The following is a 22,715-nucleotide window of genomic DNA, read 5'->3' on the forward strand; positions in this document are numbered from 1 at the left end:
AGGAAGTTGAAATTCCATCACCTTACGAGGAGCTAACGCGATGGGATTAGTAGCTGAATTACGCTGGGGCTGCTTCCGAGCAAATTTGGGGAACACAACCACACCTTTAAGAGTCATCTCACGAATTTTGGAGTTTTGATATGGCCAAGCCTCTTGAGTACGACCCCGCCCTCCGCGTCGATGAGAGCCAAACCGTCCGACAGGAGCTGCCTTTCGCCTTGCGCGTCGTGGGCTTGGGCATTGTGCTGGCGGGCCTTGCCACCGCTATATTCGCGACTCTTCAAACGGTTTAATGCAAAAGCCGTCACCAGGGCACGGACAGCGGCCTCGTTACTCCAGCGAGGCCTTTTCTTTGGCCAGGCAGGTCACCGTCCTGGATCGGCATTAGCAACATCTTCCAGAGACAGTCGCAGCCTCTGGACGGTTGCGAGGGTGCCTTTGGGTGCCTGCATCATCTGAAGCTGCGCCTCAGTGTGCTTGGCCTCCCGGATAACCATCTCAGGGGTAAACAACCGCCGCTGTATCAAGCTTAGGACGAGCCCATGGACAAGGGCCTCTAGCCCGCGGATCTCAGCACGAAGATCCTCTATGTTGTCAGCATCAGACATCATGCATCATCTTATGTTTGATGCGGGCGACCAGTTCACGCAGGCGCTTCTCAGTCGCGACCCGCTGTTCGAGCAAAGCTGCGATTTCGCTGTTTGGATCTTGAGCGCGAAGCTCTTTGGCCAACTCCAGCATCTCGTCCATCGTAGCCTCGTCCTCAATCGCAAGGGCTGCCAACCGCAGAGCTTTGTTCGACATCATTCCCAACGCGCAGCAGTTAAGCCGACGGTAGAGAACGTCTTCGCCCTCAGTTTTATTCCGCAATCACTTTCGATCGCGAAGAAGGACAAAGGCAGATTTCAGCATCGGATAGGATTATTTATTACGATGTTCGTTTCGAGCACTCGCCCTGAGCATTATCATTGTCACGAGCGACTTGATGTTGGCCTGACTATTGAGGCATTTAGCGAGTTTTTACTGCTTCCTTGCAAATAATCAGGTCAAGGCAGTTGACGTTGAACGACGTTTAACAGCCCACACAACACAAGGCAGCATAGAATGCCGCGGCAAAACCAGCGACGGCCATAATCACAATGCCCATCTCAAAAGCGAGGGAAGCGGCTCCATCGTTCTCCAACATCGAGATCAACCCCAGTTCAACCGGGAGTTTAAACAAGTTCTAATCTAAAAGGTTTCGCTCCTGCCAAGCTTTTTTGCGTTCAGTGCGGTTTTTAGGCCTGCCACACTTCGATCCAATCTTCTTTTCACTCCTCTTCCAGGGCATGAAACAAGCTGACAGAGCACCCCCTGCTGATCCCTTAGTATCCAGGGCTTGTCTGACAGGAAAAGGACAGCAAGCTCCTGCCTGCCCAAATCGGGGTTGATTGACCCTTCAGACTGTCACCCCCTGCACGGCGACATCGCCCTTTGACATCTCGCTGGGCTCCATCCAACGAATGCTGAGAACGCGGTCACCCTTATGCCATTCGGACGACGCCCTTAAGGCAATCTCCCTGTGCTCCAGATCCTCAGCACTATGACCAAACACGAGATGATACTTCCCATCGTGGCGGGTGTTCCTCTGCTCCAGGCTCTCAAGCCTCTTCAGCATCGCACGGCTCATCCTACGCTCTCCTCTTTAAAATCCTCGCCCACCAGCTCAATCATGAAAATCTCGTCGCCCTCCTTCCACTTCGAGGAGGCCTTCAGAGCGTCGACCTGCCCCGGCAAGGTTTCGGCAGTTCCCAAGAGGACATGATCCGGCCCCTTGTCCCGATTGGTCCTCAGTTCCAGGCTGGCAATCCGCTTCAACATGGTCCGGCTCATCACTCAGCCCCTCTGGTCAGCGTGGGGACAATCACCCGATGAATGAAGTGGTCTCCGCCCTTTGCCTCACCGGATGCCACGATGTCGGCCATACGAGCGTCACCGTCCTCGCCGTCCCGAAGGATGATCCGATGCCAGCTCCCGACGTCGCGGGGTGCAGCCTGCTCTAGCGCTTCCAATCGCCGCAAGGTTCGAGTGTTCATCGCGAATGCTCCTCATCCATTTGCAAGACCCAATCGTCATGGCTCATCGACCATGGAATGGTCTGGGGCCCTTCGGCCTGGCGCTGCTCCACGGGAAGACCTTCGTTCTCATCGAACATGAAGTCCGATGCCTTGGCCTTTCCCGACGCGATGAGGGCTGACCTTTGCACCTGATAGTCGGCCGCATCACTGGCATAGATGAGGTGGTAATAGCCGAGAGAATGGACACCGCTTGCAGCCTCTAACCGCTCAACACGTTTCATTGATGCTCTGCTCATTTCGCCCCCTGTGCGGCCTCCAGTTTGTCGAGTCGTTGTTGGATTTCATGAAGCTCCACCGCCTTGGTGAAGCCGTCGACCAGCTTGGACAGCTCACCCGCCTCTGTCGGAGTAATGGTGCCTGAGGCGACCGCATCCACGAGGGCGGAGCTGGCTTTCACTGCGTCAGCAGCCGTCTCCATCTTCGGCATAGCGAATTGAATGGGCCGATCCTTCCGAGCGGGCACAATCCGGTCCATGCAGAGCCGAATACCCAAGGGAGATCCAAAGCGGTTCTGGCCATCTCACCGGCCACGGCAATCAGAGCGAACCTATGCGCCACACGGTAGGCCTGGCCTCCCGTCTCACCTATCCCTGCGAGAAGATCCTGCTGCACACGGCTCACCCAGGTGCGGGCCGTCTCGGTCGAGGCGTCAACGTCCTTCGCCAGAGCTTCAATGAAGTGCCGACCTGCTGCTCCGTAAAAATTCTGGGAGGCCGTCTTCGCTACCTTGGAAAAATCTGCAGGTGCAAAGCCCTTGGTGTCTTCGAAGAGGCCTAACCCCTTCCCGGCATCAGCAGGGACATCCACGAGGCGAATGAGCTGCCCAGCCTTGGCCCGCTTGCCGGTCTCGGCAATCTTGTCGCCCAGGCCGATCTCGCCGGACGACAACAGCATGATGCGCCATTCCGAGCGTGTCTTCACCTCAGCGTCACGAGTCGCCCTGCCCTTGCCCTGCCCATTCACCAGCAGGTAGGCCGTCGCGCCGGCTTCCTTCGCATCAAGCTCACCCAGCTCATCGAGGATATCCCATACGAACTTGCGTTCCTTTTCCGTCAGGTCGCCGGCATCCTTGCCCCGACACCACAAGGCCATTTCCCGCATGGTCATCGTCTCGGCTTTGGGCTCTGGCCTAGGCGGAGGCGAGTAGGTGGGAGGGCTTGCAGGCTGAAGAGCTTCCACGAGGGCGTGGAAGTCGAGACCGGCGCCCTTCAGCGTGCGATCGATGGCCCGGACGGTGGCAACGACCTCGCCGTCATGATCCGTCGAGAGCATCGGAATGAGCTTCGAGAGCTTCGGGGTGATGATGGTAAGATCAGCCATGACGCACATCCCGCAGCAGGCCCGACAGTTCAGCGATGGCGAGGGCCAAGGCGGGGCTGACATTGGCGCGGTGGGCGACATTGCGAACTGCATGGATGGCCAGCAGCTCGGTCTTTCCCTAGTTCGTGACATCCTCGAAGCGGAGGGTCGCGCATGACCCGGGCGCAATATCAGAAGTGGCGGTTCTATGCCGAGAGCCTCATCCAACAGGCCATCGACATCCTCGACCAGCTCGACGGGGACGTGGACCTAGAGGATGGGTGGGATCTAGAACCCTCCCTTGCCTCCCCCGTTGGCGGCGACAGTCAGAACATCTGGTGTGCAGGATCCGACGATGACTGGGAGCAGACTGAAACCCTGACTGCCGCATGAGTTGTGTTGCATCCTCTTAACCTGATATCAGCAGCCCAACTCAATCACGTAGAACATCTAATGCATCTCCACTTCCCCGAAGACCAAAAAGCTACGCCTCAAGTTTACCGGCTCATCTACCGTAGCCAGATGACCATTGAGGGTTCCCCCCGTGAGGTCGCGGAGGAGATCAGGCGTATTCTGACTTGGTCACGAGAATGGAATCATCGGGCTGGAATTTCAGGAGCGTTGCTGTTCGACCTGCATCGCTTTGCGCAGGTGTTAGAAGGCCCTCCAGAGGCGGTCAAAAACCTATACGGTCATATCGCCTGCGACAGTCGGCATAGGCATATTACGCTTCTTCACCATGGCCCTGTTGCGAGCCGCCATTTCGACACATGGTCCATGGGCTTTGCTCGTACGAACGATGAGGCTGCTCTGGCCCATCCGGAGGATTTTCAGCGGACGGACGGGGAGAAGGCGGAAGATGTGCTGAAACTGCTCATGTCTCTTCTTCGAGAACAACGCAACCACTAGGTCGGTAGACAAAAGGAAGCTGAGAGCGAGCGAGAGGGGCCGCCTCACAACCAAGGGGCAAACTCCATGGAACGTCTATTGTCGCTCCTGCTGACACCGCAGGACGCGCCCAGCTCAGGTCCTATGCTGGCACGGCTTATGGCCTTCCTCTTCGAGCGCAAGCCCCTTCTGGCCAATGGCATCCTGTCTATAGCCGTGGCAGGACTCTATTACGGCGTGACGGTCGTGCGGGAGTGGTTGTTCTTCCTCCTCGTCGGGTCTGGCCTGCTGGGGTCAGCCTATCTGGCCTACAGAGTATCGCGACGGGTCTCACGGCGGGGCTGGCTTGATGCCGTGGTGCTGCTCGGTGGGCTCGGCGGCTTGATATTGGCTGGAATGACCAAGGGCCGCCCATAGTCGGCTCAGGGCTCTTATCAGCTGCTCGCGTTGATCTCCACGACATGCCCGTCCGGGTCTAGGACATAGACCTGAGGGTAGCCTGCGGGACTATGGCGCTTGACCAAAAGCTTCCTCCCGCTTCCATCAGGGGCATTCTCAGCATAGCCGTGTCTAATCAAGTGATCGAGCGCGGCATCGAAGTTCTCGACCCGCAGAGCGAAGTGACAGTCGTTGTTGTCGATGCTCGCCTTAGTTCGGAAGGTAGCTTCAGGATGAACCGCGAGATGAACCTGAGTGGAACCCATATCAAGCCAAGCGCCGTCCACCGGGAAGCTAGGCCGGGGCGCGGGCTTCAAGCCGAGGATGCCGCTGTAAGAGGCCAAGGACCGCTCTAGGTCTTGCGTCGCGATAGCAACATGATGAACAGCCCGAACAAGCATCTGCCGCGCCTCCTGGAGGATATCACCCGCCTCATGGGACAGTGTAACCCATCCGAAGGCAGTCGAGGCATTGCAAATCGGTAGGCGCCGACTTTTTAGCCCCTTTTGTCGTCTTGCGGGCCGGACTCGCCTGAATCAGTATCCCCCAGCCAATCGCCGCGGGGGAAGCTATGGGCCTCGAAGTCGTCAGCGAGAACAGCGAACGCGACATCCGAAGGAAAGAGGCCGAGCGGGAGGTCAAGTACTGCCTCAGGCAGCTCGCCGCCAACATCATGCGGATCTCCCGTGGCGGGGGCTCCATGGAAATCGGGCGCCAGAACGTGGCCCTAATCGAGGCGTTCGATCAGTATTTCGAGGCCTATGGCCACTACCCATCTCTTCAGGACATGCGGGCTTGGCTCAGTCCAGACGCGGCACAGAAAGAGTACCGGCCTTGGACAGACAGACCTTATAACGACCCGGATGAAGTGCGGTGGCGAGAAACGGGCGAAACTGACTTCGGTGACGCCGTCGGCGTGATGCGGGATGGCGGGCTTCAGTTGGTAGCATCGATGCTACTGGATCAGACCGCTCAGGCCTCCCAAGGCAAGAAGCAAATCCTGAGTGGCGTGCGGGAGCTTGAGCAGGCCAAGGAGAAGATGCAGGCTTATCACAACCCACCTGCGACCAGCCCACAGAGGAAGGCCACGAAGCGAAAGGCGTTTAAGAAAGTGTCGAACCCCTGGGATGACTGAGGCTCGATACGTCCTTTGGGTTGAACTTGGCGTCCAGCGGCGCATTCTGGCGCCCTTCGAAGTCAACATTAGTCAACATTTCGGGCTCTAACCCATTGGAATCCCGTCCCAGAGGATTGGCCCCGTCGAGGGCAAGCACCTGCGTCCGCCTGTTTAGGGTCAACAGCGGGTCCCTTGGAAATATGGGCTTTTGCGTCCGACCTGTTGACCTGATGTAGAGGTGATGTTGACCTCCTGTTTACATGGCCAGCTACACCAGGTTGTAGGTCTTCGTAAAAAGTCTACGCTAGGCGGACTGAGATGCCCCCATCCACAAGCATCGGGCTGCCCGTCATGAAGCTCGATCGGTCGGAGAGAAGAAACAGGGCCGCTTGAGCAATTTCATCGGCCGCTGCCATCCGCTTCATCGGATGCAGGTTCGCAATGAATTCAAGAACTGATGGATTGCCCTCCCCTCCCGCAGGAGTGATGGTGCCGCCTGGTAGCACCGCGTTGACTCGAATGCCCTCGGCTGCATGGTCGGACGCAAGCGACTGCATGAGACCGACCATCCCAGCCTTTGATGCCGCATAGGCTCCCATCCCCGGCATGCCGCCATTGCTGAAGCCAACGAACGATGAGGTAAACACGATGGAGCCGCCCCTCTGCTTCATCATCGGGATCTGGGCTTTGGCCGCCAGGAACGCGCTTGTGAGGTTGACTGAGATGACCTCGTTCCAGGCCTCGAACGTCATCTCTGCAACGGGCCTCAGCTCTCCGACTATGCCGGCATTGTTGAAAGCTCCGTCGAGGCCTCCAAACTCTTTGAGAGCAAGATCAACGAGAGCGCCGGCATACCCTTTGTCTCTGACGTCTCCGGGAAGGCATACAGCCCGCCCACCGCTTTGGCCGATACGCGCAACAAGTGTCTCAAGTTCGCTTGCTCGACGCGCCCCTAAGACCACGTTCGCTCCCTCTGCGGCAAACAGGGCAGCGGCAGCAGCTCCAATACCACTGCTCGCTCCCGTCACGATGATTGTTTTGTTGCTCAGTTCCATCCAATGCCATCCTAATGTTTGGGATGGCTGGATTTACTGATCCACACGGAGGGCAGCGATCCGTTTCATGCGGTTGAACTGAAATTCGTTGCCGACCCTGGAGAACCTTCTGTTCATCATCGGCTGCTAGAAGCGCAGCAGGCTGTGTTGCGTATCAAGCCTGAAGAGGCCTCGCCCGGATCTACCCCGGGCGGGGCTTTTTAGCTTCATGCTGACGTCGATTGGGGTGGGTAGATACGTCTCTTGAGGAAGCCGGCAGCAGTCACGTTCAATCCTCCCATCCGTCACTCCTGGCCTTGCTCGCAGTAGCGCTCAATCCGCCCTTGGCGGCGACCAGCACCAGTTCGGGCAGGCTGTTGACGTTAAGCCGATGCATCACCCTTGACCGGTAGATCTCCACTGTCCGTGGACTTAGGTTCAGCTCCTGACCAATGCTCTTGTTGGTGCCCCCTGCGAGCAGGCCTTTGAGCACCGCAAGCTCGCGCTCGGGCAAGGCCCGAACTTGAGCCTTCGCCATCTCTTCCTCCTGATCCTTCGCATCCGCATCCCTCATCTGACCAGCTACGCTCGCCACTGCCAGGAGAATGTCCTTGGCCTCATAGGGGACAGTCACGAAGTCGGCGGCACCCGCTTTCATGGCTTTGACACCTATCATGGGATCACGTTCCATCTCCCCCACGACAATGACCGGCAGATCTCTTCGCTGGGACTTGATCTCGTGTGGGATCGTCAGGCCACTCGAACCTGCGAGACGGATGTCACATACAACACAGCCTGGGGCTAGGACGGCCGCCGCCTCCAGGAAGCTGTCACTGGAAGCAAACCCGCGCACATTGTAGCCTGCATCACGCAGGATCTCCGCGAGGTCATCCGATGAGGTCTCGTTGCCAATGACATAGACTAAGGATCCGGAGACCTTGGTGACGTCCTGCAGAATGCCGCCGAGTTGCCGCACCCGACCCTGCTCATCGAGAATGGGAAAGAAGGTATCGCGCAGCCATCGGATCTGGTGGTTCGGCCGAATGATGCGATACTCTTCCGACCGAACCTCGCCCAAACTGACTTCGTCAATGGACTTTTGGATCCGCTCGCGGTCCTCGGGATGAATAGCGTCCAACCACTCGTCCTGGGTCGCTGGCGCCTTGATGAAAGGGCTCCGTCGTGGATCTGGGTTTGCTCCCAATTGGGTGACGGCCCGCGTTTTCAGGTCGAGCGTCCACAGGAGGTGGGTCGAGTGAGTCGCAAATTGCCGAAGCCGCTCCTCGCTTTCCCGCAGACGAGCTTCGGCCTCCCGACGATCAGTCATATCTTGACCGACTTTGAGAAAGGTCGGCGGTTCGGTTCCGATACGCCGCAGAAGCCGTGTCCACCCATCGAGAAAGGCACGGCTGCCATCTTTACGAAGGTGCCAGCGCACATCAGGGGCCTGCCCGGTCTTCTCGGCCTCAGCCAACTCCTTCTCCGGCACGCCTTCAGCTCGGTCCTCTGGCGTGAACGTCATCGCGAATTTTTGGCCGACAGCCTCCTTGGCGCTCCATCCGAACACGGCCTCGGCGCCTGGCGACCAGGTCCGGATCTGCCCTTGCTGATCGATGGTGAAGATGGCGTAATCCAAGGCGCCCTCTAGGATGAGCCGATGCTGCTCCTCGCTCTGGTGCTGAGCCTCGGCCACTTCGCTCTGTTTGCGCGGTTCTGAGTTCGGCCTAAGCGGGATCTGTCTTGATTGGTCCTCAGGCATGATCACTCTCTCGCCAGGCCCTAAGTTAACATGCAGAGGAGTAATCTATGACTTAGGATAAGTACGTAGCAAGAGTCTTATCGGCAGCGCTCTCATCACGCTGTTACCCTGTCTAGCTTAGAACCATTGCCACTCAACGCCAGACAACAATCAGAGAGTATTATTCAATGGTGATAGAACAGAAATTCAATATTCCTGCTTATCGTATACTACTTCTCTCATTACCGTTAGGTTTTAAATCACAGTATTGAATTGTAGGGAAGGTGGGCGAGACGACTTCAAACTGAGAATTTAAAACTAAACCATTGAATACACTGGTTCTGGTTTGGTGATTGGACAGAGCATCGGTCAGGTCGCCGCTGTATCATTTCAATATTGAGCGTAGAGATTGGTGGCCCGTCGCCAGGTCTTTGCGGTTGAGGAAGCGGCTTGCGCGGATCGCCCCAGAGCTTGTCACGTTCCTCGATCCGGCCACACCTTATAATGATCGAGGCGAACCCTTGTGCCACAGGACTAGGCCCGAAGGCGAGATCACACCGAGACATCTATAAGACCGGCTTGTCCATTGTCGGCTTGTGGAAAGAGATTTGGCTGCAGGATGCAGTCGAAAGTCTCGGCAGCCCTCACCTACTGTCGAGCGATTTAAGTGGGGTGAGCCTGGATAGAGAGGAGTGTCAGTGTAGGCACTGAACAAAGTAGCGCGTCATGGAACCTTTCGGCCAGCAACAGTTATCTTCATACCAGCGGTTCCTTGGTCGGCCGTTTCCCTTTTTGGCGCAAGACCGCGCTCGAAAGCTTTCGAGGCTTCGAGGAAGCGGCATGCCCTTGGGCGACGGCACCGGCAACACTTATCGCGTTCTGTTCCTTGGGCCTGACGGACGCTGCCTGGATATTTGGTCCTTTCAAAGCTCAACCGATGAAGCCGCTGTTGCAGAAGCGGTCAAGGTATCAAGTCATCGCGCAATCGAGCTTTGGCGAAAAGGTGTAAAGCTTTGGCCCTCTAACAAAACTGAATCTGAGAGCAAAACTGGCCCCACGACCGCATAGGCCTGGTCACTTACCTACATTTGTCTCGACACAAACCCTGCAGCGAACTCAGCTATCGTCTCGATAAAAGGTCACACGTGATGCTTGACCACAGCACATGTTGTGCTGGCGCTATTCCCTCGGCTTCTAAGCACTTAGCTGTTAAGACTGGCATCCGCGAAGGGTGACCTGACAATGACGGAAAATGTTGAAGTGCATGTTGCGACGGTGCGAGGCATTCAGGCTGTCCCTCTGATTCTCGAAGTTGTTTGCCGAACCACCGGAATGGGCTTCTCGGCCATCGCCAAGGTCACTGAAGACCGCTGGACCGCTTGCGCTGTGCAGGACAATATTCAGTTTGGCATTCAGCCAGGTGGTGAACTCAAAGTTGAGACGACCATCTGCAACGAAATCCGACAGACGCTCGACGCGGTCATAATTGACCATGTCGCTGAAGACGAGAAGTATAGTAGCCATCATACACCAGCCTTATATGGGTTTCAGAGTTACATCTCCATGCCGATCATGCTCGCGGACGGGACATTTTTTGGGACACTGTGCGCCATTGACCCTCGTCCGGCGCGACTGAAGAACCCCGAGACGATTGGTATGTTCAAACTGTTTGCTGAACTCATTGGGTTTCATCTCAATGCCAGCGACCGCTTAGCTGCAAGCGAAGCCGATCTTCTGGACGAGAGAAAGACTTCGGAGTTGCGAGAGCAGTTCTTGGCTGTGCTGGGCCACGACCTGCGCAATCCTCTAGCTTCGATTGATGCCAGCGCGCGGATGTTGAACAAGGAACCCATCACTGCAAAAGGTGCCACCTTTGTCAGTTTGATACAAAGCAGCGTTGGGCGTATGTCTGAGTTGATTGACAATGTTCTCGATCTGGCAAGAGGCCGCTTGGGTGGTGGCCTGTCGCTAGAGCGCACGGCACAGGTACAACTCGGCTCTGTCTTGGAACAGGTTGTCGATGAGTTGAGAGCCGCTTGGCCCGACCGTTTGATCGCAACAGAATTTGCCGTAACCAAGCCCGTCAGTTGCGACCGGGCTCGCATTGCTCAGCTTTTATCAAACCTTGTTGGGAATGCTCTGACCCACGGAGCCACCGATGAAGTAATCCGGGTTGAAGCATCCACTCAGGGTCGGATCTTCGAGATGTCAGTTATTAACAAAGGGCAACCCATTCCGCCGGCTATGATTGAGCGGCTGTTTCAACCGTTTTTCAGGGTAGCGGCTCGGCCCGGTCAGCAGGGATTGGGTCTGGGCCTTTACATATCGAACGAAATTGCAAAGTCTCACAGCGGGTCGCTTAAGGCTGTCTCAACTTCATGCGAAACGCGCTTCACCTTTCGTATGCCGCTTATTTAAGGGATTATCCCCAGCCTCAGTCCCTTCAATGTATGGACACGACCTACTGCCAGATACTGAGGATTAAGACAGGAGCGCGTTCGCATTGTCCCAGAACGACTCGATTTTCCAAGTTCACCAAATTCATCTAACAAACGAGACTGGATCTTATGCCGAGAACGACTCGAGGCCGCGGTGGCTCATGAGGCATTGGCTGATTGCATACTAGACGCTGTGCGGCTTGGGTGGCTCTTGATCGACCAGTTTTTGCTCTTCGATGCTAGCCTGATCCTCCAAAAACGTTGCTCTGTTTAAAAGGTCGATGCGATCCGCTTCGCTTGAAACCCATTTTGCCACCTCGCGAACACTGCGGGCTCTGTCGCGGTACTCGCTCGGTTTGCTCGGCGTCGGCTCAAGGGGCAATCGACGAACCTCCATCGAAATTTTGATCACCAGCACGCGCTGATGGTTTTGATCTCTTACGTCGATGACAACTTCACGGGCGTCGCTTTTAGGCAGACGGTCGCGCCCAATCTCTGCGGCGCGTCTGGCGGCCTCATGTTCGGCTTGATCGAGGGTATGAAAGTCGATCCCTTCCCGGTCAGGGACGAAGCGTGTGCTCTCACGAACATCAAAGTAGAAACGTGGCATGAGCATGCTCCTCAAGGGCGTTATGATATGGAGGACATATCCCTTTCTAGAAGCTGGATGCACAAGTAATTCTCGTCAGGGTATAGATTTTAATGGAAGCAACTGCTGAGCTGTATCCTCGATTGGGCTTGGGGCAGACGCATGCTCATTGCGGCCTCCTCACGCGGGCAATGAGTTGCCGTGACGATCCTCCTATCTGTTTCGCCAGCATTAGGCTGACCATCGAGACTCGACATACTTCTTGAGCTGGGATTCTACCTAAGTGTCCATCCTGCCCCAGCAACGGGCCAGAGGCGCCTTCCAAAACAGATTCTTTCGGATCCTCGGCTTTCAGTTTGGCGATGGTTCTGACAGAGAGGATAGAATTCTCGACCTCCCCTTACCAGGGGGGCTCTACCACTAGGCTACATCATCCAAAAAACTGGAGCGGGCGAAGGGATTCGAACCCTCGACCCCAACCTTGGCAAGGTTGTGCTCTACCCCTGAGCTACACCCGCGCTCCGTTTGGAATTGGTGGAGCCAGGCGGGATCGAACCGCCGACCTCTTGCATGCCATGCAAGCGCTCTCCCAGCTGAGCTATGGCCCCATCAATTTCATCTACCGTGGTCACCCGGTGGTCACCGGAACTTACGATAGTTCTCCGACTCAGATCTAATCGTATCTCAAACCCTTGCAAAACAAGGGAAAGGGATGGTGCCGCAAGAGGGATTCGAACCCCCGACCCCCTCATTACGAATGAGGTGCTCTACCAGCTGAGCTATTGCGGCGTCACGATCCTTCGATCGAAGAGGGCGACCTCATACCCTCTGCCCCGGCGCTTGGCAAGGGCAGATCGGCACGGATCGCAAGGTCCCGCGGGACTTCCGCGAAAGCGCCCCGCCGGCCCCTGGCCGGAGCCCGCGCCGCTACCAGAAGCGGCTGCGGTCGGCCGGCCGCTTGTCGGGTCCCGGATCGTCGGGCTGGCCCAGCGGAAAGACCACCGCGTCGGGCCGACCGGACGGCCTGCCCCCCGGGTCGGACGGGATCGATTCGCCCGCCGCCGGCGGGCCCTCGGCCGCCACCTCGACCGGCTCGGCCATGGCATCGCGGACGATGTCCTGGCGGGCGTCGTAGGCCTCCGGGGTGGGGGGGATGGACGTGAGCGATCCTTGAGTGACCGGGCTCGGCGCGTTCAGACCTTGGGCGGTCGCATCCCGAGGCGGCGAGGCCTGGACGACGGGAGCGTCCGGCGAAAGCGGCGGCGGCGCGACGGGCTCCACTCGCCCCTTCGGGGGCACCGCATCCTGCTCCGCGACAATCACCGGCAGGGAGCGGGGCTCGTCGTCGAGATCCGCCGTCACATCGTCGCTCATGGCGAGTTCCGGCGCCACGAGCACGTCGGGCGGGGCCTCCCACGCGAAGGCGTCGATGCGGCCCGTCACGGGCGAGATCGGCGCCCATTGGTCGGACACAATGCCGTCGGCGATCCAGGCCGGATCGCGGGGCGCGCGAGTCGCCCGGGCGAGCCACTCGCGGCCCCGGCCGGTGGCGCCGTGCTCCGCCTGTTCCAGGTCGGACATCAGCAGGCACACCCGCATGGACGGGCGCTCGGCCAGCAGCGGCTCCAGGACCGACCGGGCCCGGCCGAACTCCCGCGCCTCGAGGGCCGAGCGGGCGACCGCGAGACGCCCCTCGGGGCCGTCCGAGAGCCGGAGCAGGGTCTCGGCCCGCTTTAGGCGGTCCAGGGCGGAATCGCCCGGCCGCAGGTTCACGTAGACCTCGGCGAGCTCCGGATGGGGCTGGGATCGCCAGGCCGCCTCCAGGATCTTCGCGGCCCGGCGCAGGTCGCCCCGGTCGGACAGGAGCTTGCCCGCCAGCCCCGCTGCCGGCACGAGGCCGGGGGCGAGCTTGACGGCGTCCTGCGCGCTCGCGAGGGCGCCGGCCCGGTCGCGCTCCACCCGGTCGAGGGCATCGGCGGCGAGCAGCACGGCCCGGTGGCGCTTGGCCGTGGGCTTGTCGAGGAGGCCGAGGGAGGCCCGGCGCTCCACGGCCGAGAGGGCCCCGCGCCAGTCGCGTTCGGCGCACAGGGCCTCCAGCACCGCCTCGCCGGCCCAGGCGGCGGCGGGCGCGAGGCGGGCCGCCTCGCCGGCATATTCGCGGGCCGCGATGGCGTCGCCCCGGCGGCGCGCCTCGACGAAGAGGCCCCGCAGGCCCAGCACCCGGGTTTCGTCTTCCTCCATCATCTGGGTGAAGGCGTCCTCGGCGGCCTGGCGGTTGCCGGAAATCTGGGCGGCCTGGGCCCGCAGCAGCAGGGTCAGGGGCTCCGAGCCCAGCAGGCGCTGGGCCTCGTTGGCGTAGCGCCGGGCCGAGACCGGGTCGCCCGCCCCCACGGCCACCATGCCCCGCGACACGGCCTGATAACCCCGCGAGCGCCGCCGTGCCCGGGACGCGAAGGTGAGGCGGGACGGCAGGTTCAGCAGGCCGGACACCACCGCCCACAGGAGCGCGAGCGCGATGGCCACGCCGATGAGCGCGATGGCGGCCACGGACACGGAGGTCTGGACCTCGTAGCCCCCGAAGGTGACCAGGACCGTGCCGGGCCGGTCAGCCAGCCAGACCGCTCCGAACGCCGCGACGCAAAGAAGGCCGATGAAAACGAGTGCGCGCCACATAGCTGGGCAGATCCTTCCTTACTGGACCGTACGGTTGAGAGCCGCGAGGGCATCGGACGCGATGGCGTCGGCGGCGTTGTCGGCCGCGACCCGGGCGCGAGCCCCCCGGGCCCAATCCTCCGAGAGGCGGCGCGCGGGCTCGGGCAGGGTCTCCCAGGCCGCCAGGGCGGCCTTCACGTCGCCGCGCTCCAGGGCCTCGCCGATCCGGGCCACGATGCTAGGCGCGCCCGTGTCGCCGGGCTGATCCACCGGACGCACGGTCACGACCCGGTCGACCATGCGCAGGAGCCGGTCGTTCCAGCCCTCGGCGCCGCTCCGCGAATCGCGGATGATCGTCTCGCCCACGGGCTTGAAGCCCTCGGCGAGCTTGGCGGCCGTGGGCGCGCCCGTGGTCGCGAAGGGTTCCAGCGGGGCCAGCCGCGACCCGTCGGTTCCCACCTTGCGCAGCGCCTCCAGGAGATCGCCGTAGGGGGTGCCCGACCGCAGGGCGTCGCCCAGGCGCTCGGACAGCGTCACGGCCACGCCCGCCCGGGTGGCGTTGGATGCCCCCTCCTGCGCCTGGCGGGCGAGGTCGGCCAGGCGCCCGTCCTGCTGGCCGATGCGCTGCTCGAACCCGCCGATTCGCGCGTCCTGCTGGCCCAGGCGCTGGTCGAAGCCGCTGAGGCGCCCGTCCCACTGAGAGAATTGCTGGTTCAGGCGCTGGTCGAGGGCGCCGATCTGCTGGCCTTGCGCCTCCAGGCGCCCGGCGAGCTGTCCCGACTGCTCGGTGAGCTTCCGGTCGACGGCCTGGGCGGCATCGAGGGCTTGGGACGCGGCCTGGGAGGCGGCTTGCGAGGCGGTTTGGGAAGCCTCCCGGGCTGCCTGCGCGCTGCCCTGAAGCCCGCTTTCCAGGGCCGCGAGGCGGGTGGTCAGGTCGGTGAGGGCCTGGCTGTCCTGGGGGGCCGCGTCGGACGGGGCGGGGCGGTTGCGAACCTCCTGCAGGGTTGTCTGGGCCTCCGTCAAGCCGGTTCGCAGCTCCCGGAGCAGGTCCCGCTGTTCCATGCGACCGCGCTCCAGGGCCGTGACCCGCCCGGCGAGGGCCCCGGACCCGTCCGCCGGCAGGCCGCTGATGCGCTGCTCCAGCGCGTCGATGCGCCGATCCTCGTGGGCGAAAGGCACCAGGGCCTGCACGCCGAGCACGATGCCGCCGCCGAGGAGGCCGCCCACGAGGCCGGCCGCCACGAGTTGGCCGAACCGGCCGCCGGATTGCGGAGCCTCGGCCGTCGGCCCGGCCGGCGGAACCGTTCCGAAGGATGTGTCGGACGCGATCGAATCCACGCCCGTGGCGGCATCGACCGAGGCCGGACCGGATGACCCGTCGAGGGTCGTGTTCTCCGACAGGGTGGTGTCGGCCAGGGTCGTGTCCGAGAGGGTCGTGTCGGACGGGACCGCGTCGGCGGAGGTCGCGCCGGCGAGGGTGGTATCGATAAGGGTCTTGTCGGACGCGGCGCCGCTGCCGGTCAGGGTCTCGCCGGGGACATCGTCCGAGAGGGGGTCGCGCCGGGTCGCGTCGGCGGCCTCGAGGCCATCGGAGGACGCCGCGCCGGGCAGCGTGACCGAATCCGTTCCCGCGAGGGTGTCGGCCGAGGGCGGCACCGGGGCGGGCGGCGTGTTCCCCGCGGACGGCGTCGCGCGCTCGGCGGGCGGGGCCGTGCCCGCCGGCCGCTTGCCGTCGTCCACGACCGTGGGCTTCACGTCGATGGTGGCGGGCTGCCGCGCATGTTTCTTGCGGGAGGACTTCGGGGCTGTGGGGTCGGATGAATCAGTCACGGGTCACTCATGAGATGCAAATAAGGCAAGCTTAAGCGCAGCATTTCGTTCCGGGCATGGCCGAAAGCAAGGCAGGCGGTCACGGCGGCGCCCCGTCTCCGCCGAGCAGGGCCAGGAGCGCATCCTCGTTCGGTCCCGCCGCCACGGCGGTGCGAAACCCCGCCGCCGCGAGCGGCCGGGCCACATCCGCCGAGAGGCAGAGATGAGAGAGGTCCCGGGCCCCTGCGGCCAGGCCCGCTTCCTCCACCAGCTGACGAAACAGATCCGCGCTCCGTCTCGAATAATGGAGCGCCGCGCCGACATTGCCAGTGCGCAGGGCCGCGATGGCGTTGTCCGGCAGGCGCGCGACGGGCTGCGCGTCGTAGGTTTCCCAGATCACGATCCCGTAGCCGAGAGCCCGCAGGGCAGCCTCCGGTTCGGGCTTGCGATGGCGTCCCGTGGCATGGAGCAGGCGCGCCGGCGCCGGGAGGCTGCCCCGCACGAGGCCCGTGAGGGACCGGGCATCGCCCTCCGCCTCGTGGACCGGTCCGAGGCCCGCCGCCCGGGCGGCGGCGGCCGTGCGGGACCCGACGGCGAAGACCGGACCGCCAGCCGCCTCCGCCGCGAGCGCCGGAACCGCGTGGGCGCTCGTGAGGAGACAGGCGTCGAACGGCCCCTCGGGCGGTCTCTCGCCCGTGGGCACGACGGTGAGAACCGGGGCCAGAACGGCCTCGTGTCCCTGCTGCGCGAGCCGCGCCGCCGTGCGGGCGGCGGCCTCGGGCGCCCGTGTGACCAGAACCCGCATCAGGCCTTCAGGAAACCGTCGGGCATGCGGGCGCGCAGGTCCTGCCCGGCCTCCCGGCCAAGGCGCTCCGCCTCCGTGACCGGGCCGCGCCGCGCGACCTCCAGGCTCTCCGAGCCGTCCGGCCGCAGCACCTGCCCGCGCATCTCGATGGTGTCCCCGGTCACCCGCGCATGGCCCGCGATGGGCGTCCGGCAGGAGCCGTCGAGCACCGCCAGGAAGGCGCGCTCGGCCGCGAGGGCATGGCCGGTCTCCATGTCGAGAATGGGGGCCACGGCGTCCCCCACCCGCGGATCGCCCGCCCGGATCGCGACCGCGATCGCGCCCTGCCCCACGGCGGGCAGGAAATCGTTCGTGTCCAGTACCTCGGTGGCGTGGTCGGTCATGCCCAGGCGCCGCAGGCCCGCCATGGCGAGCAGGGTGGCGTCCACGGCGCCGTGCTCCAGCTTGCCGAGGCGCGTCTGCACGTTGCCGCGCAGGAGCGTGACCCTGAGGTCCGGCCGCAGGCGGCGGATCTGGGCCTGGCGCCGCAGGGAGGCGGAGCCCACCACGGCGCCGGGCTTGAGCTCGCGCAAGGATCCGGCCTGGAGGCAGATGAAGGCGTCCCGCACGTCCTCCCGGGGCAGGTAGCCCGCGATGACGATGCCGTCCGGCAGGTGCGTGGGCAGGTCCTTGGCCGAATGCACCGCGAGGTCGATGGAGCCGTCGAGCAGCGCAATGTCGAGTTCCTTGGTGAACAGCCCCTTGCCGCCCGCCTCCGAGAGCGGCCGGTCCTGGATGGCGTCGCCCGTGGTCTTGATGACGCTCAGCGGCAGGCCCTCCACGGGCCAGCCATGGGCCACCGACAGGCGGGCCTGCGTCTCGTGGGCTTGGGCCAGCGCCAGGGGGCTGCCTCGGGTTCCAATCACCAGGTTCGCTCGTTCGGCCATTCTCGAGATTCGTCGTCCTTGTTCGCGTGATCGCGTTTGATCTTGTGCGGCGCGGCGGACTATAGGGGGAGGAGACCTGGGCCGTGAAGCCCGAAACCGGAACTCTTTCGCCCGCCTCCCAGAACCCCTCGGATCCCCCATGCGCATTCTCGGCATTGAGACGACCTGCGACGAAACCGCCGCCTCCGTGGTGGGCATCGGCTTCGACGGGCGCGGCGAGATCCTGTCCAACGAGGTCCTGAGCCAGATCGCCGAGCATGCCGCCTATGGGGGCGTGGTGCCGGAGATCGCGGCCCGCGCCCACGTGGAGGTGATCGACCGGCTCGTCGCCCGCGCCCTCAAGAACGCGAACTGCACCGTGGGCGACCTCGACGGCATCGCGGCGGCCGCCGGGCCCGGCCTCATCGGCGGCGTCATGATCGGGCTCACCACCGCCAAGGCCCTGTCGCTGGTGACCCGCAAACCCCTGATGGCCGTGAACCATCTGGAAGCCCACGCGCTCACGGCCCGCCTCACCGACGGCATCCCGTTCCCGTACCTGCTGCTGCTGGCGTCGGGCGGCCATACCCAGCTCGTGGCCGTGAAGGGCGTGGGCGACTATACGCGCATCGGCACCACCATCGACGACGCCATCGGCGAGGCCTTCGACAAGGTGGCCAAGTTCCTGGGCCTGGGCTATCCGGGCGGCCCGCAGGTGGAGCGCGAGGCCCTCAAGGGGAACCCGGAGCGCTTCAACCTGCCGCGCCCCATGCTGGGCCGCGCGGAACCGAACTTTTCGCTCTCCGGCCTCAAGACCGCCGTGCGGCTGGAGGCGGAGCGCATCGCGCCCCTGACGGCGAGCGACGTGGCGGATCTCTGCGCGGGCTTCCAGGCCGCCGTGGTGGACGTGGTGGTGGACCGCACCCGCGTGGCGCTTCGCGGCTTCCGGGACATCGCCGGGCACCCCTCGGCCCTCGTTGTGGCGGGAGGCGTCGCGGCCAACCAGGCCCTGCGCGGCGCCCTGCAGCGGCTGGCGGTCGAAACCGGCCTGAAGATGGTGGCCCCGCCCCTGTCGCTCTGCGGCGACAACGGCGCCATGATCGCCTGGGCCGGCCTGGAGCGCCTGCGGCTCGGCCTCGTCGACGACATCACGGCCCCGGCTCGCGCCCGCTGGCCCCTCGATTCGAGCCGCGACGAGGCGGGAGCCAAGGCGTGAGCCGAGACGCCGTCGGCATCGCCGGCGCCGGCGCCTGGGGCACCGCGCTCGCCAACGCGGCGGCGGCGGGCGGTCGCGACGTGATCCTGTGGACCCGCGACCCGGCCCAGGCCAGCGCGATCGCTGCCACGCGCGCCAACGACCGCTTCCTGCCGGGCATCGCGTTGCACGAGCGCATCCGGCCCGTCTCGGATCTGGCCGCCCTGCGGGAGGCCGGCATGGTGCTCCTGGTCACCCCGGCCCAGACCACCCGGGAGGTGGCCGGGGCCCTCGCGGGGGTGCTGCCCGAGGCCGTGCCGCTCACGATCTGCGCCAAGGGCATCGAGCGCGCCTCCGGCCATTTCCTGAGCGACGTGGTGCGAGAGGTGCGGCCCGGCGCTCCGGTGGCGGTCCTGTCCGGCCCGAGCTTCGCGGACGATGTCGCCCGGGGCCTGCCCACCGCCGTGACCCTGGCCTGCGAGGGCGAGGCGCTGGCGGGCGCCATGGCGGCGGCGCTCTCCGGCCCCACCTTCCGGGTCTATCACCGCACCGACCTGCGCGGCGTCGAGATCGGCGGCGCGGCCAAGAACGTGCTCGCCATCGCGTGCGGGGCCGTGATCGGCAAAGGGCTGGGCGAGAGCGCCAAGGCGGCGCTGATCGCGCGGGGCTTCGCCGAACTCCTGCGCTTTGCCCGCGCCTACGGGGCTCAGGCCGAAACCCTCATGGGCCTGTCGGGCTTAGGGGATCTGGTGCTCACCTGCTCCACGGCCCAATCCCGCAACTTTTCCTTCGGGCTCCGCTTAGGGAGAGGCGCCACCGTGGCCGAGGCCTCCGGCGGCAAGCTCGCCGAGGGGGCCGCCACCGCCTCGGCGCTCGTCGCCCGCGCCCGCGCCAAGGGAATCGAGATGCCGGTGTCCGAAGCGGTCGAAGGCGTGCTCGACGGGCACCTCACCCTCGACCAGGCCGTCGACGCCCTCATGAACCGTCCCCTCCGCTCCGAACAGTGAGACCTTCATGGCCCATTGGCTCTACAAGTCCGAACCCTCCGTCTGGTCCTGGGACCGGCAGGCTGAAGCAGGCCCCCAGGGCACGTTCTGGAACGGGGTCCGCAACCACGTGGCCAAGCAGAACCTCATGGCCATGAAGACGGGCGAGCAGGGCTTCTTCTACCATTCCAACGAGGGCAAGGCCGTGGTGGGCATCGTGGAGGTGATCCGCGAATACTACCCGGACCACACCGACGAGTCGGGCAGGTTCGGCATGGTGGACATCAAGGCCGTCAAGGCGCTGCCGAGGCCCGTGACGCTGGAGGCCATCAAGGCCGAGCCGGGGCTTGAGAGCATGATCCTCGTCAACAATTCGCGCCTGTCCGTGCAGCCCGTGACGGATGAGGAGTGGGCCATCGTGTGCCGCATGGGCGGGCTGTAGGGCCGAAAATCACGCCCGAAGCCTCATCCTGAGGGAACTGCGGAGCAGTTCGTCTCGAAGGATGGTCCAGTCTGCACCGGAAGCACTCTGCTGGTGCCCTCCTTCGAGACGGCCTGACGGCCTCCTCAGGATGAGGTCGAGCTGGATGAGGTGGGGGGTTCGATGAGGCGGAGGTTTAACCAAAGTGCGAGCCCCCTCAACCTTGCCCGCCGCCACGCTCTTTCCGTAAACCTAATGCCACCTAGTTCCATCCGTCTGGGAGAAGCGCCATGACCGACAAGATTTACGATGTGCCGTCCGAATGGACCCGTCGCGCCTATCTGGACGATGCCGCCTATCAGGCGAAATACCAGGCCTCCGTCGCCGATCCGGACGCCTTCTGGGCTGAAGAAGCCAAGCGCATCCACTGGTTCCAGGAGCCGACCCGGATCAAGAACACGAGTTTCGGCCCCGGCGACGTGTCGATCCGCTGGTTCGAGGACGGCACCACCAACGTGTCCTACAACTGCACCGACCGGCACCTCGCTACCCGGGGCGACCAGACCGCCATCATCTGGGAGGGCGACGACCCGTCCCAGTCGAAGCATATCACCTACCGGGAGCTTCACGCGGAGGTGTGCCGCATGGCCAATGTCATGCGCAACCGGGGCGTCGAGAAGGGCGACCGGGTCACGATCTACATGCCGATGATCCCGGAAGCGGCCTACGCCATGTTGGCCTGCGCCCGCGTCGGCGCGGTGCATTCCGTGGTGTTCGGCGGCTTCTCGCCGGACTCGCTCGCGGGCCGCATCGAGGACGCGCAGTCGAAATTCGTCATCACGGCCGACGAGGGCCTGCGGGGCGGCCGCAAGGTGGCGCTGAAAGTGAACGTGGATGCGGCCATCGACCGGGTCGGCGGCGTCGACCACGTGCTGGTGGTGCGTCACACCGGCGCCGCCGTGAATATGGAGCCGGGCCGCGACGTCTATTACGACGAGGCCGCGGCCTTCGTGACCGACGACTGCCCCGCCGAGGAGATGAACGCGGAGGATCCGCTGTTCATCCTCTACACCTCTGGCTCGACCGGGAAGCCCAAGGGCGTGCTCCACACCACGGGCGGCTATCTGGTCTATACCGCGATGACGCACCAATACGTGTTCGATTATCATGACGGCGACGTCTACTGGTGCACCGCCGATGTGGGCTGGGTGACGGGACACTCCTACCTGCTCTACGGGCCGCTGGCGAATGGCGCCACCACGCTGATGTTCGAGGGCGTGCCCACCTATCCGTCGATCTCCCGCTTCTGGGAGGTGGTGGACAAGCACAAGGTCTCGATCCTCTACACTGCCCCGACCGCGATCCGCTCCCTGATGCAGGCGGGCGAGGAGCCGGTGAAGAAGACCTCGCGCCAATCCCTGCGGCTTCTGGGCTCGGTCGGCGAACCCATCAATCCGGAAGCCTGGGAGTGGTACTATCGCGTGGTGGGCGATGGGCGCTGCCCCATCGTGGATACCTGGTGGCAGACCGAGACCGGCGGCATCCTGATCACGCCGCTGCCGGGCGCCACGAAGCTCAAGCCCGGCTCGGCCACGCGGCCCTTCTTCGGCGTGAAGCCGCAGGTGGTCGACGCGGACGGAAAGGTCTTGGAGGGTGCGACGGAGGGTAATCTCGTGATCGCGGATTCCTGGCCCGGCCAGATGCGCACGGTCTACGGCGACCACGAGCGCTTCGTGCAAACGTACTTCTCGACCTATCCGGGCAAGTACTTCACCGGCGACGGCTGCCGCCGCGACGCCGACGGCTATTACTGGATCACCGGCCGCGTCGACGACGTCATCAACGTGTCGGGCCACCGCATGGGCACGGCGGAGGTCGAATCCGCCCTCGTGGCGCACCCGAAGGTGTCGGAGGCCGCCGTCGTGGGCTATCCGCACGACATCAAGGGCCAGGGCATCTACGCCTACGTGACCCTGATGGCGGGCGAGGAGCCCTCCGAGGAGTTGCGCAAGGAACTGGTCGGCTGGGTGCGAAAGGAGATCGGCCCCATCGCGTCGCCGGACTTGATCCAGTTCGCGCCGGGCCTGCCCAAGACCCGCTCGGGCAAGATCATGCGCCGCATCCTGCGCAAGATCGCCGAGGACGAGTCCGGCAATCTCGGCGACACCTCGACGCTGGCCGATCCGGCGGTGGTGGACGATCTGGTGACCAACCGCCAGAACAAGCGCACGCAGGCGGCATAGGGCTCAAGCATCATCCCGGACGGCGCAGCCGTCCGGGATGA

Annotated in this window: 25 protein-coding genes and 3 tRNA genes; 11 read left to right on the plus strand and 17 right to left on the minus strand. The window is 63.4% G+C overall.

Features of this window, described 5'->3' with window-relative positions:
• Positions 1 to 140: 140 nt before the first annotated feature.
• Positions 141 to 293, plus strand: coding sequence for a hypothetical protein (locus ILT42_RS06990; RefSeq protein ID WP_204214715.1), 153 nt, complete (start codon positions 141 to 143; stop codon positions 291 to 293).
• A 307-nt stretch (positions 294 to 600) separates the two neighbouring features.
• On the opposite strand, the gene ILT42_RS06995 is transcribed toward ILT42_RS06990, so the two are convergent.
• The 6 genes from ILT42_RS06995 to ILT42_RS07020 form a co-directional block, all read right to left on the minus strand.
• Complete coding sequence (locus ILT42_RS06995; protein WP_204214716.1) at positions 601 to 750, minus strand: hypothetical protein; 150 nt, start codon at positions 748 to 750, stop codon at positions 601 to 603.
• Positions 751 to 1,438: 688 nt separating this feature from the next.
• Positions 1,439 to 1,669, minus strand: a complete 231-nt coding sequence (locus tag ILT42_RS07000) for a hypothetical protein (RefSeq protein WP_204214717.1) — start codon at positions 1,667 to 1,669, stop codon at positions 1,439 to 1,441.
• A complete protein-coding gene (locus ILT42_RS07005) occupies positions 1,666 to 1,860 on the minus strand; it encodes a hypothetical protein (RefSeq protein WP_204214718.1) in 195 nt (64 codons plus the stop codon). Before ILT42_RS07005 ends, ILT42_RS07000 begins: the two co-directional genes overlap by 4 nt.
• 211 nt (positions 1,861 to 2,071) lie before the next feature.
• Positions 2,072 to 2,338: a hypothetical protein gene (locus ILT42_RS07010; protein ID WP_204214719.1), complete on the minus strand. Its 267-nt coding sequence runs from the start codon at positions 2,336 to 2,338 to the stop codon at positions 2,072 to 2,074.
• Positions 2,339 to 2,349: 11 nt separating this feature from the next.
• A complete protein-coding gene (locus ILT42_RS07015; protein WP_204214720.1) occupies positions 2,350 to 2,514 on the minus strand; it encodes a hypothetical protein in 165 nt (54 codons plus the stop codon).
• Complete coding sequence (locus ILT42_RS07020) at positions 2,511 to 3,437, minus strand: DUF927 domain-containing protein (RefSeq protein ID WP_204214721.1); 927 nt, start codon at positions 3,435 to 3,437, stop codon at positions 2,511 to 2,513. Before ILT42_RS07020 ends, ILT42_RS07015 begins: the two co-directional genes overlap by 4 nt.
• On the opposite strand from ILT42_RS07020, the gene ILT42_RS07025 reads away from it, so the two are divergent.
• The 4 genes from ILT42_RS07025 to ILT42_RS07040 all read left to right on the plus strand — a co-directional run bounded on the left by ILT42_RS07025 (position 3,436) and on the right by ILT42_RS07040 (position 4,721).
• On the plus strand, positions 3,436 to 3,594 hold the full coding sequence (locus ILT42_RS07025) for an ATP-binding protein (protein ID WP_204214722.1): 159 nt from the start codon (positions 3,436 to 3,438) through the stop codon (positions 3,592 to 3,594). The two genes, ILT42_RS07020 and ILT42_RS07025, sit on opposite strands and share 2 nt — an antisense overlap.
• A complete protein-coding gene (locus ILT42_RS07030) occupies positions 3,591 to 3,809 on the plus strand; it encodes a hypothetical protein (RefSeq protein WP_204214723.1) in 219 nt (72 codons plus the stop codon). Before ILT42_RS07025 ends, ILT42_RS07030 begins: the two co-directional genes overlap by 4 nt.
• A 60-nt stretch (positions 3,810 to 3,869) precedes the next feature.
• On the plus strand, positions 3,870 to 4,325 hold the full coding sequence (locus ILT42_RS07035) for a BLUF domain-containing protein (protein WP_204214724.1): 456 nt from the start codon (positions 3,870 to 3,872) through the stop codon (positions 4,323 to 4,325).
• A gap of 66 nt (positions 4,326 to 4,391) precedes the next feature.
• Entirely contained in the window at positions 4,392 to 4,721 is a 330-nt protein-coding gene (locus ILT42_RS07040; RefSeq protein WP_204214725.1) for a hypothetical protein, read from the plus strand.
• Positions 4,722 to 4,738: 17 nt separating this feature from the next.
• On the opposite strand, the gene ILT42_RS07045 is transcribed toward ILT42_RS07040, so the two are convergent.
• Positions 4,739 to 5,143: a VOC family protein gene (locus ILT42_RS07045; protein ID WP_204214726.1), complete on the minus strand. Its 405-nt coding sequence runs from the start codon at positions 5,141 to 5,143 to the stop codon at positions 4,739 to 4,741.
• A gap of 170 nt (positions 5,144 to 5,313) precedes the next feature.
• On the opposite strand from ILT42_RS07045, the gene ILT42_RS07050 reads away from it, so the two are divergent.
• Positions 5,314 to 5,877 carry a hypothetical protein gene (locus tag ILT42_RS07050; protein WP_204214727.1) on the plus strand — a complete coding sequence of 188 codons (564 nt, stop codon included), beginning with the start codon at positions 5,314 to 5,316 and terminating at the stop codon, positions 5,875 to 5,877.
• A gap of 281 nt (positions 5,878 to 6,158) precedes the next feature.
• On the opposite strand, the gene ILT42_RS07055 is transcribed toward ILT42_RS07050, so the two are convergent.
• Positions 6,159 to 6,914, minus strand: coding sequence for an SDR family oxidoreductase (locus ILT42_RS07055; RefSeq protein WP_204214728.1), 756 nt, complete (start codon positions 6,912 to 6,914; stop codon positions 6,159 to 6,161).
• Between the two features lie 268 nt (positions 6,915 to 7,182).
• The gene (locus ILT42_RS07060; protein WP_204214729.1) at positions 7,183 to 8,652 is read right to left on the minus strand and encodes a PAS domain S-box protein; all 1,470 of its coding nucleotides are present in this window, start codon (positions 8,650 to 8,652) and stop codon (positions 7,183 to 7,185) included.
• A 1,221-nt stretch (positions 8,653 to 9,873) separates the two neighbouring features.
• Here ILT42_RS07060 and ILT42_RS07065 point away from each other — a divergent pair.
• Positions 9,874 to 11,049 carry a GAF domain-containing sensor histidine kinase gene (locus ILT42_RS07065; protein WP_204214730.1) on the plus strand — a complete coding sequence of 392 codons (1,176 nt, stop codon included), beginning with the start codon at positions 9,874 to 9,876 and terminating at the stop codon, positions 11,047 to 11,049.
• Between the two features lie 204 nt (positions 11,050 to 11,253).
• On the opposite strand, the gene ILT42_RS07070 is transcribed toward ILT42_RS07065, so the two are convergent.
• The 8 genes from ILT42_RS07070 to hemC all read right to left on the minus strand — a co-directional run bounded on the left by ILT42_RS07070 (position 11,254) and on the right by hemC (position 17,850).
• Complete coding sequence (locus ILT42_RS07070; RefSeq protein WP_204214731.1) at positions 11,254 to 11,679, minus strand: DUF6894 family protein; 426 nt, start codon at positions 11,677 to 11,679, stop codon at positions 11,254 to 11,256.
• Between the two features lie 422 nt (positions 11,680 to 12,101).
• A tRNA-Gly gene (locus ILT42_RS07075) sits at positions 12,102 to 12,176 on the minus strand.
• 14 nt (positions 12,177 to 12,190) lie between these two features.
• Positions 12,191 to 12,266 (minus strand) — tRNA-Ala (locus tag ILT42_RS07080).
• Positions 12,267 to 12,371: 105 nt separating this feature from the next.
• A tRNA-Thr gene (locus tag ILT42_RS07085) sits at positions 12,372 to 12,447 on the minus strand.
• A 138-nt stretch (positions 12,448 to 12,585) separates the two neighbouring features.
• A complete protein-coding gene (locus ILT42_RS07090; protein WP_204214732.1) occupies positions 12,586 to 14,331 on the minus strand; it encodes a heme biosynthesis protein HemY in 1,746 nt (581 codons plus the stop codon).
• An 18-nt stretch (positions 14,332 to 14,349) separates the two neighbouring features.
• Complete coding sequence (locus tag ILT42_RS07095; RefSeq protein ID WP_204214733.1) at positions 14,350 to 16,140, minus strand: COG4223 family protein; 1,791 nt, start codon at positions 16,138 to 16,140, stop codon at positions 14,350 to 14,352.
• A 79-nt stretch (positions 16,141 to 16,219) separates the two neighbouring features.
• Entirely contained in the window at positions 16,220 to 16,924 is a 705-nt protein-coding gene (locus ILT42_RS07100; protein ID WP_204214734.1) for a uroporphyrinogen-III synthase, read from the minus strand.
• The gene (gene hemC, locus ILT42_RS07105; RefSeq protein ID WP_204214735.1) at positions 16,924 to 17,850 is read right to left on the minus strand and encodes a hydroxymethylbilane synthase; all 927 of its coding nucleotides are present in this window, start codon (positions 17,848 to 17,850) and stop codon (positions 16,924 to 16,926) included. Before hemC ends, ILT42_RS07100 begins: the two co-directional genes overlap by 1 nt.
• 139 nt (positions 17,851 to 17,989) lie before the next feature.
• On the opposite strand from hemC, the gene tsaD reads away from it, so the two are divergent.
• The 4 genes from tsaD (at position 17,990) to acs (ending at position 22,674) form a co-directional block, all read left to right on the plus strand.
• Positions 17,990 to 19,045, plus strand: a complete 1,056-nt coding sequence (tsaD, locus tag ILT42_RS07110) for a tRNA (adenosine(37)-N6)-threonylcarbamoyltransferase complex transferase subunit TsaD (RefSeq protein WP_204214736.1) — start codon at positions 17,990 to 17,992, stop codon at positions 19,043 to 19,045.
• Positions 19,042 to 20,031, plus strand: a complete 990-nt coding sequence (locus tag ILT42_RS07115; protein ID WP_204214737.1) for an NAD(P)H-dependent glycerol-3-phosphate dehydrogenase — start codon at positions 19,042 to 19,044, stop codon at positions 20,029 to 20,031. Before tsaD ends, ILT42_RS07115 begins: the two co-directional genes overlap by 4 nt.
• A 7-nt stretch (positions 20,032 to 20,038) precedes the next feature.
• Positions 20,039 to 20,452, plus strand: coding sequence for an EVE domain-containing protein (locus tag ILT42_RS07120; RefSeq protein WP_204214738.1), 414 nt, complete (start codon positions 20,039 to 20,041; stop codon positions 20,450 to 20,452).
• Positions 20,453 to 20,721: 269 nt separating this feature from the next.
• Positions 20,722 to 22,674 carry an acetate--CoA ligase gene (gene acs, locus ILT42_RS07125; protein ID WP_204214739.1) on the plus strand — a complete coding sequence of 651 codons (1,953 nt, stop codon included), beginning with the start codon at positions 20,722 to 20,724 and terminating at the stop codon, positions 22,672 to 22,674.
• Positions 22,675 to 22,715: the final 41 nt, after the last annotated feature.

The sequence above is a fragment of the Microvirga pudoricolor genome (assembly GCF_016892705.1).
Taxonomy (GTDB): domain Bacteria; phylum Pseudomonadota; class Alphaproteobacteria; order Rhizobiales; family Beijerinckiaceae; genus Microvirga; species Microvirga pudoricolor.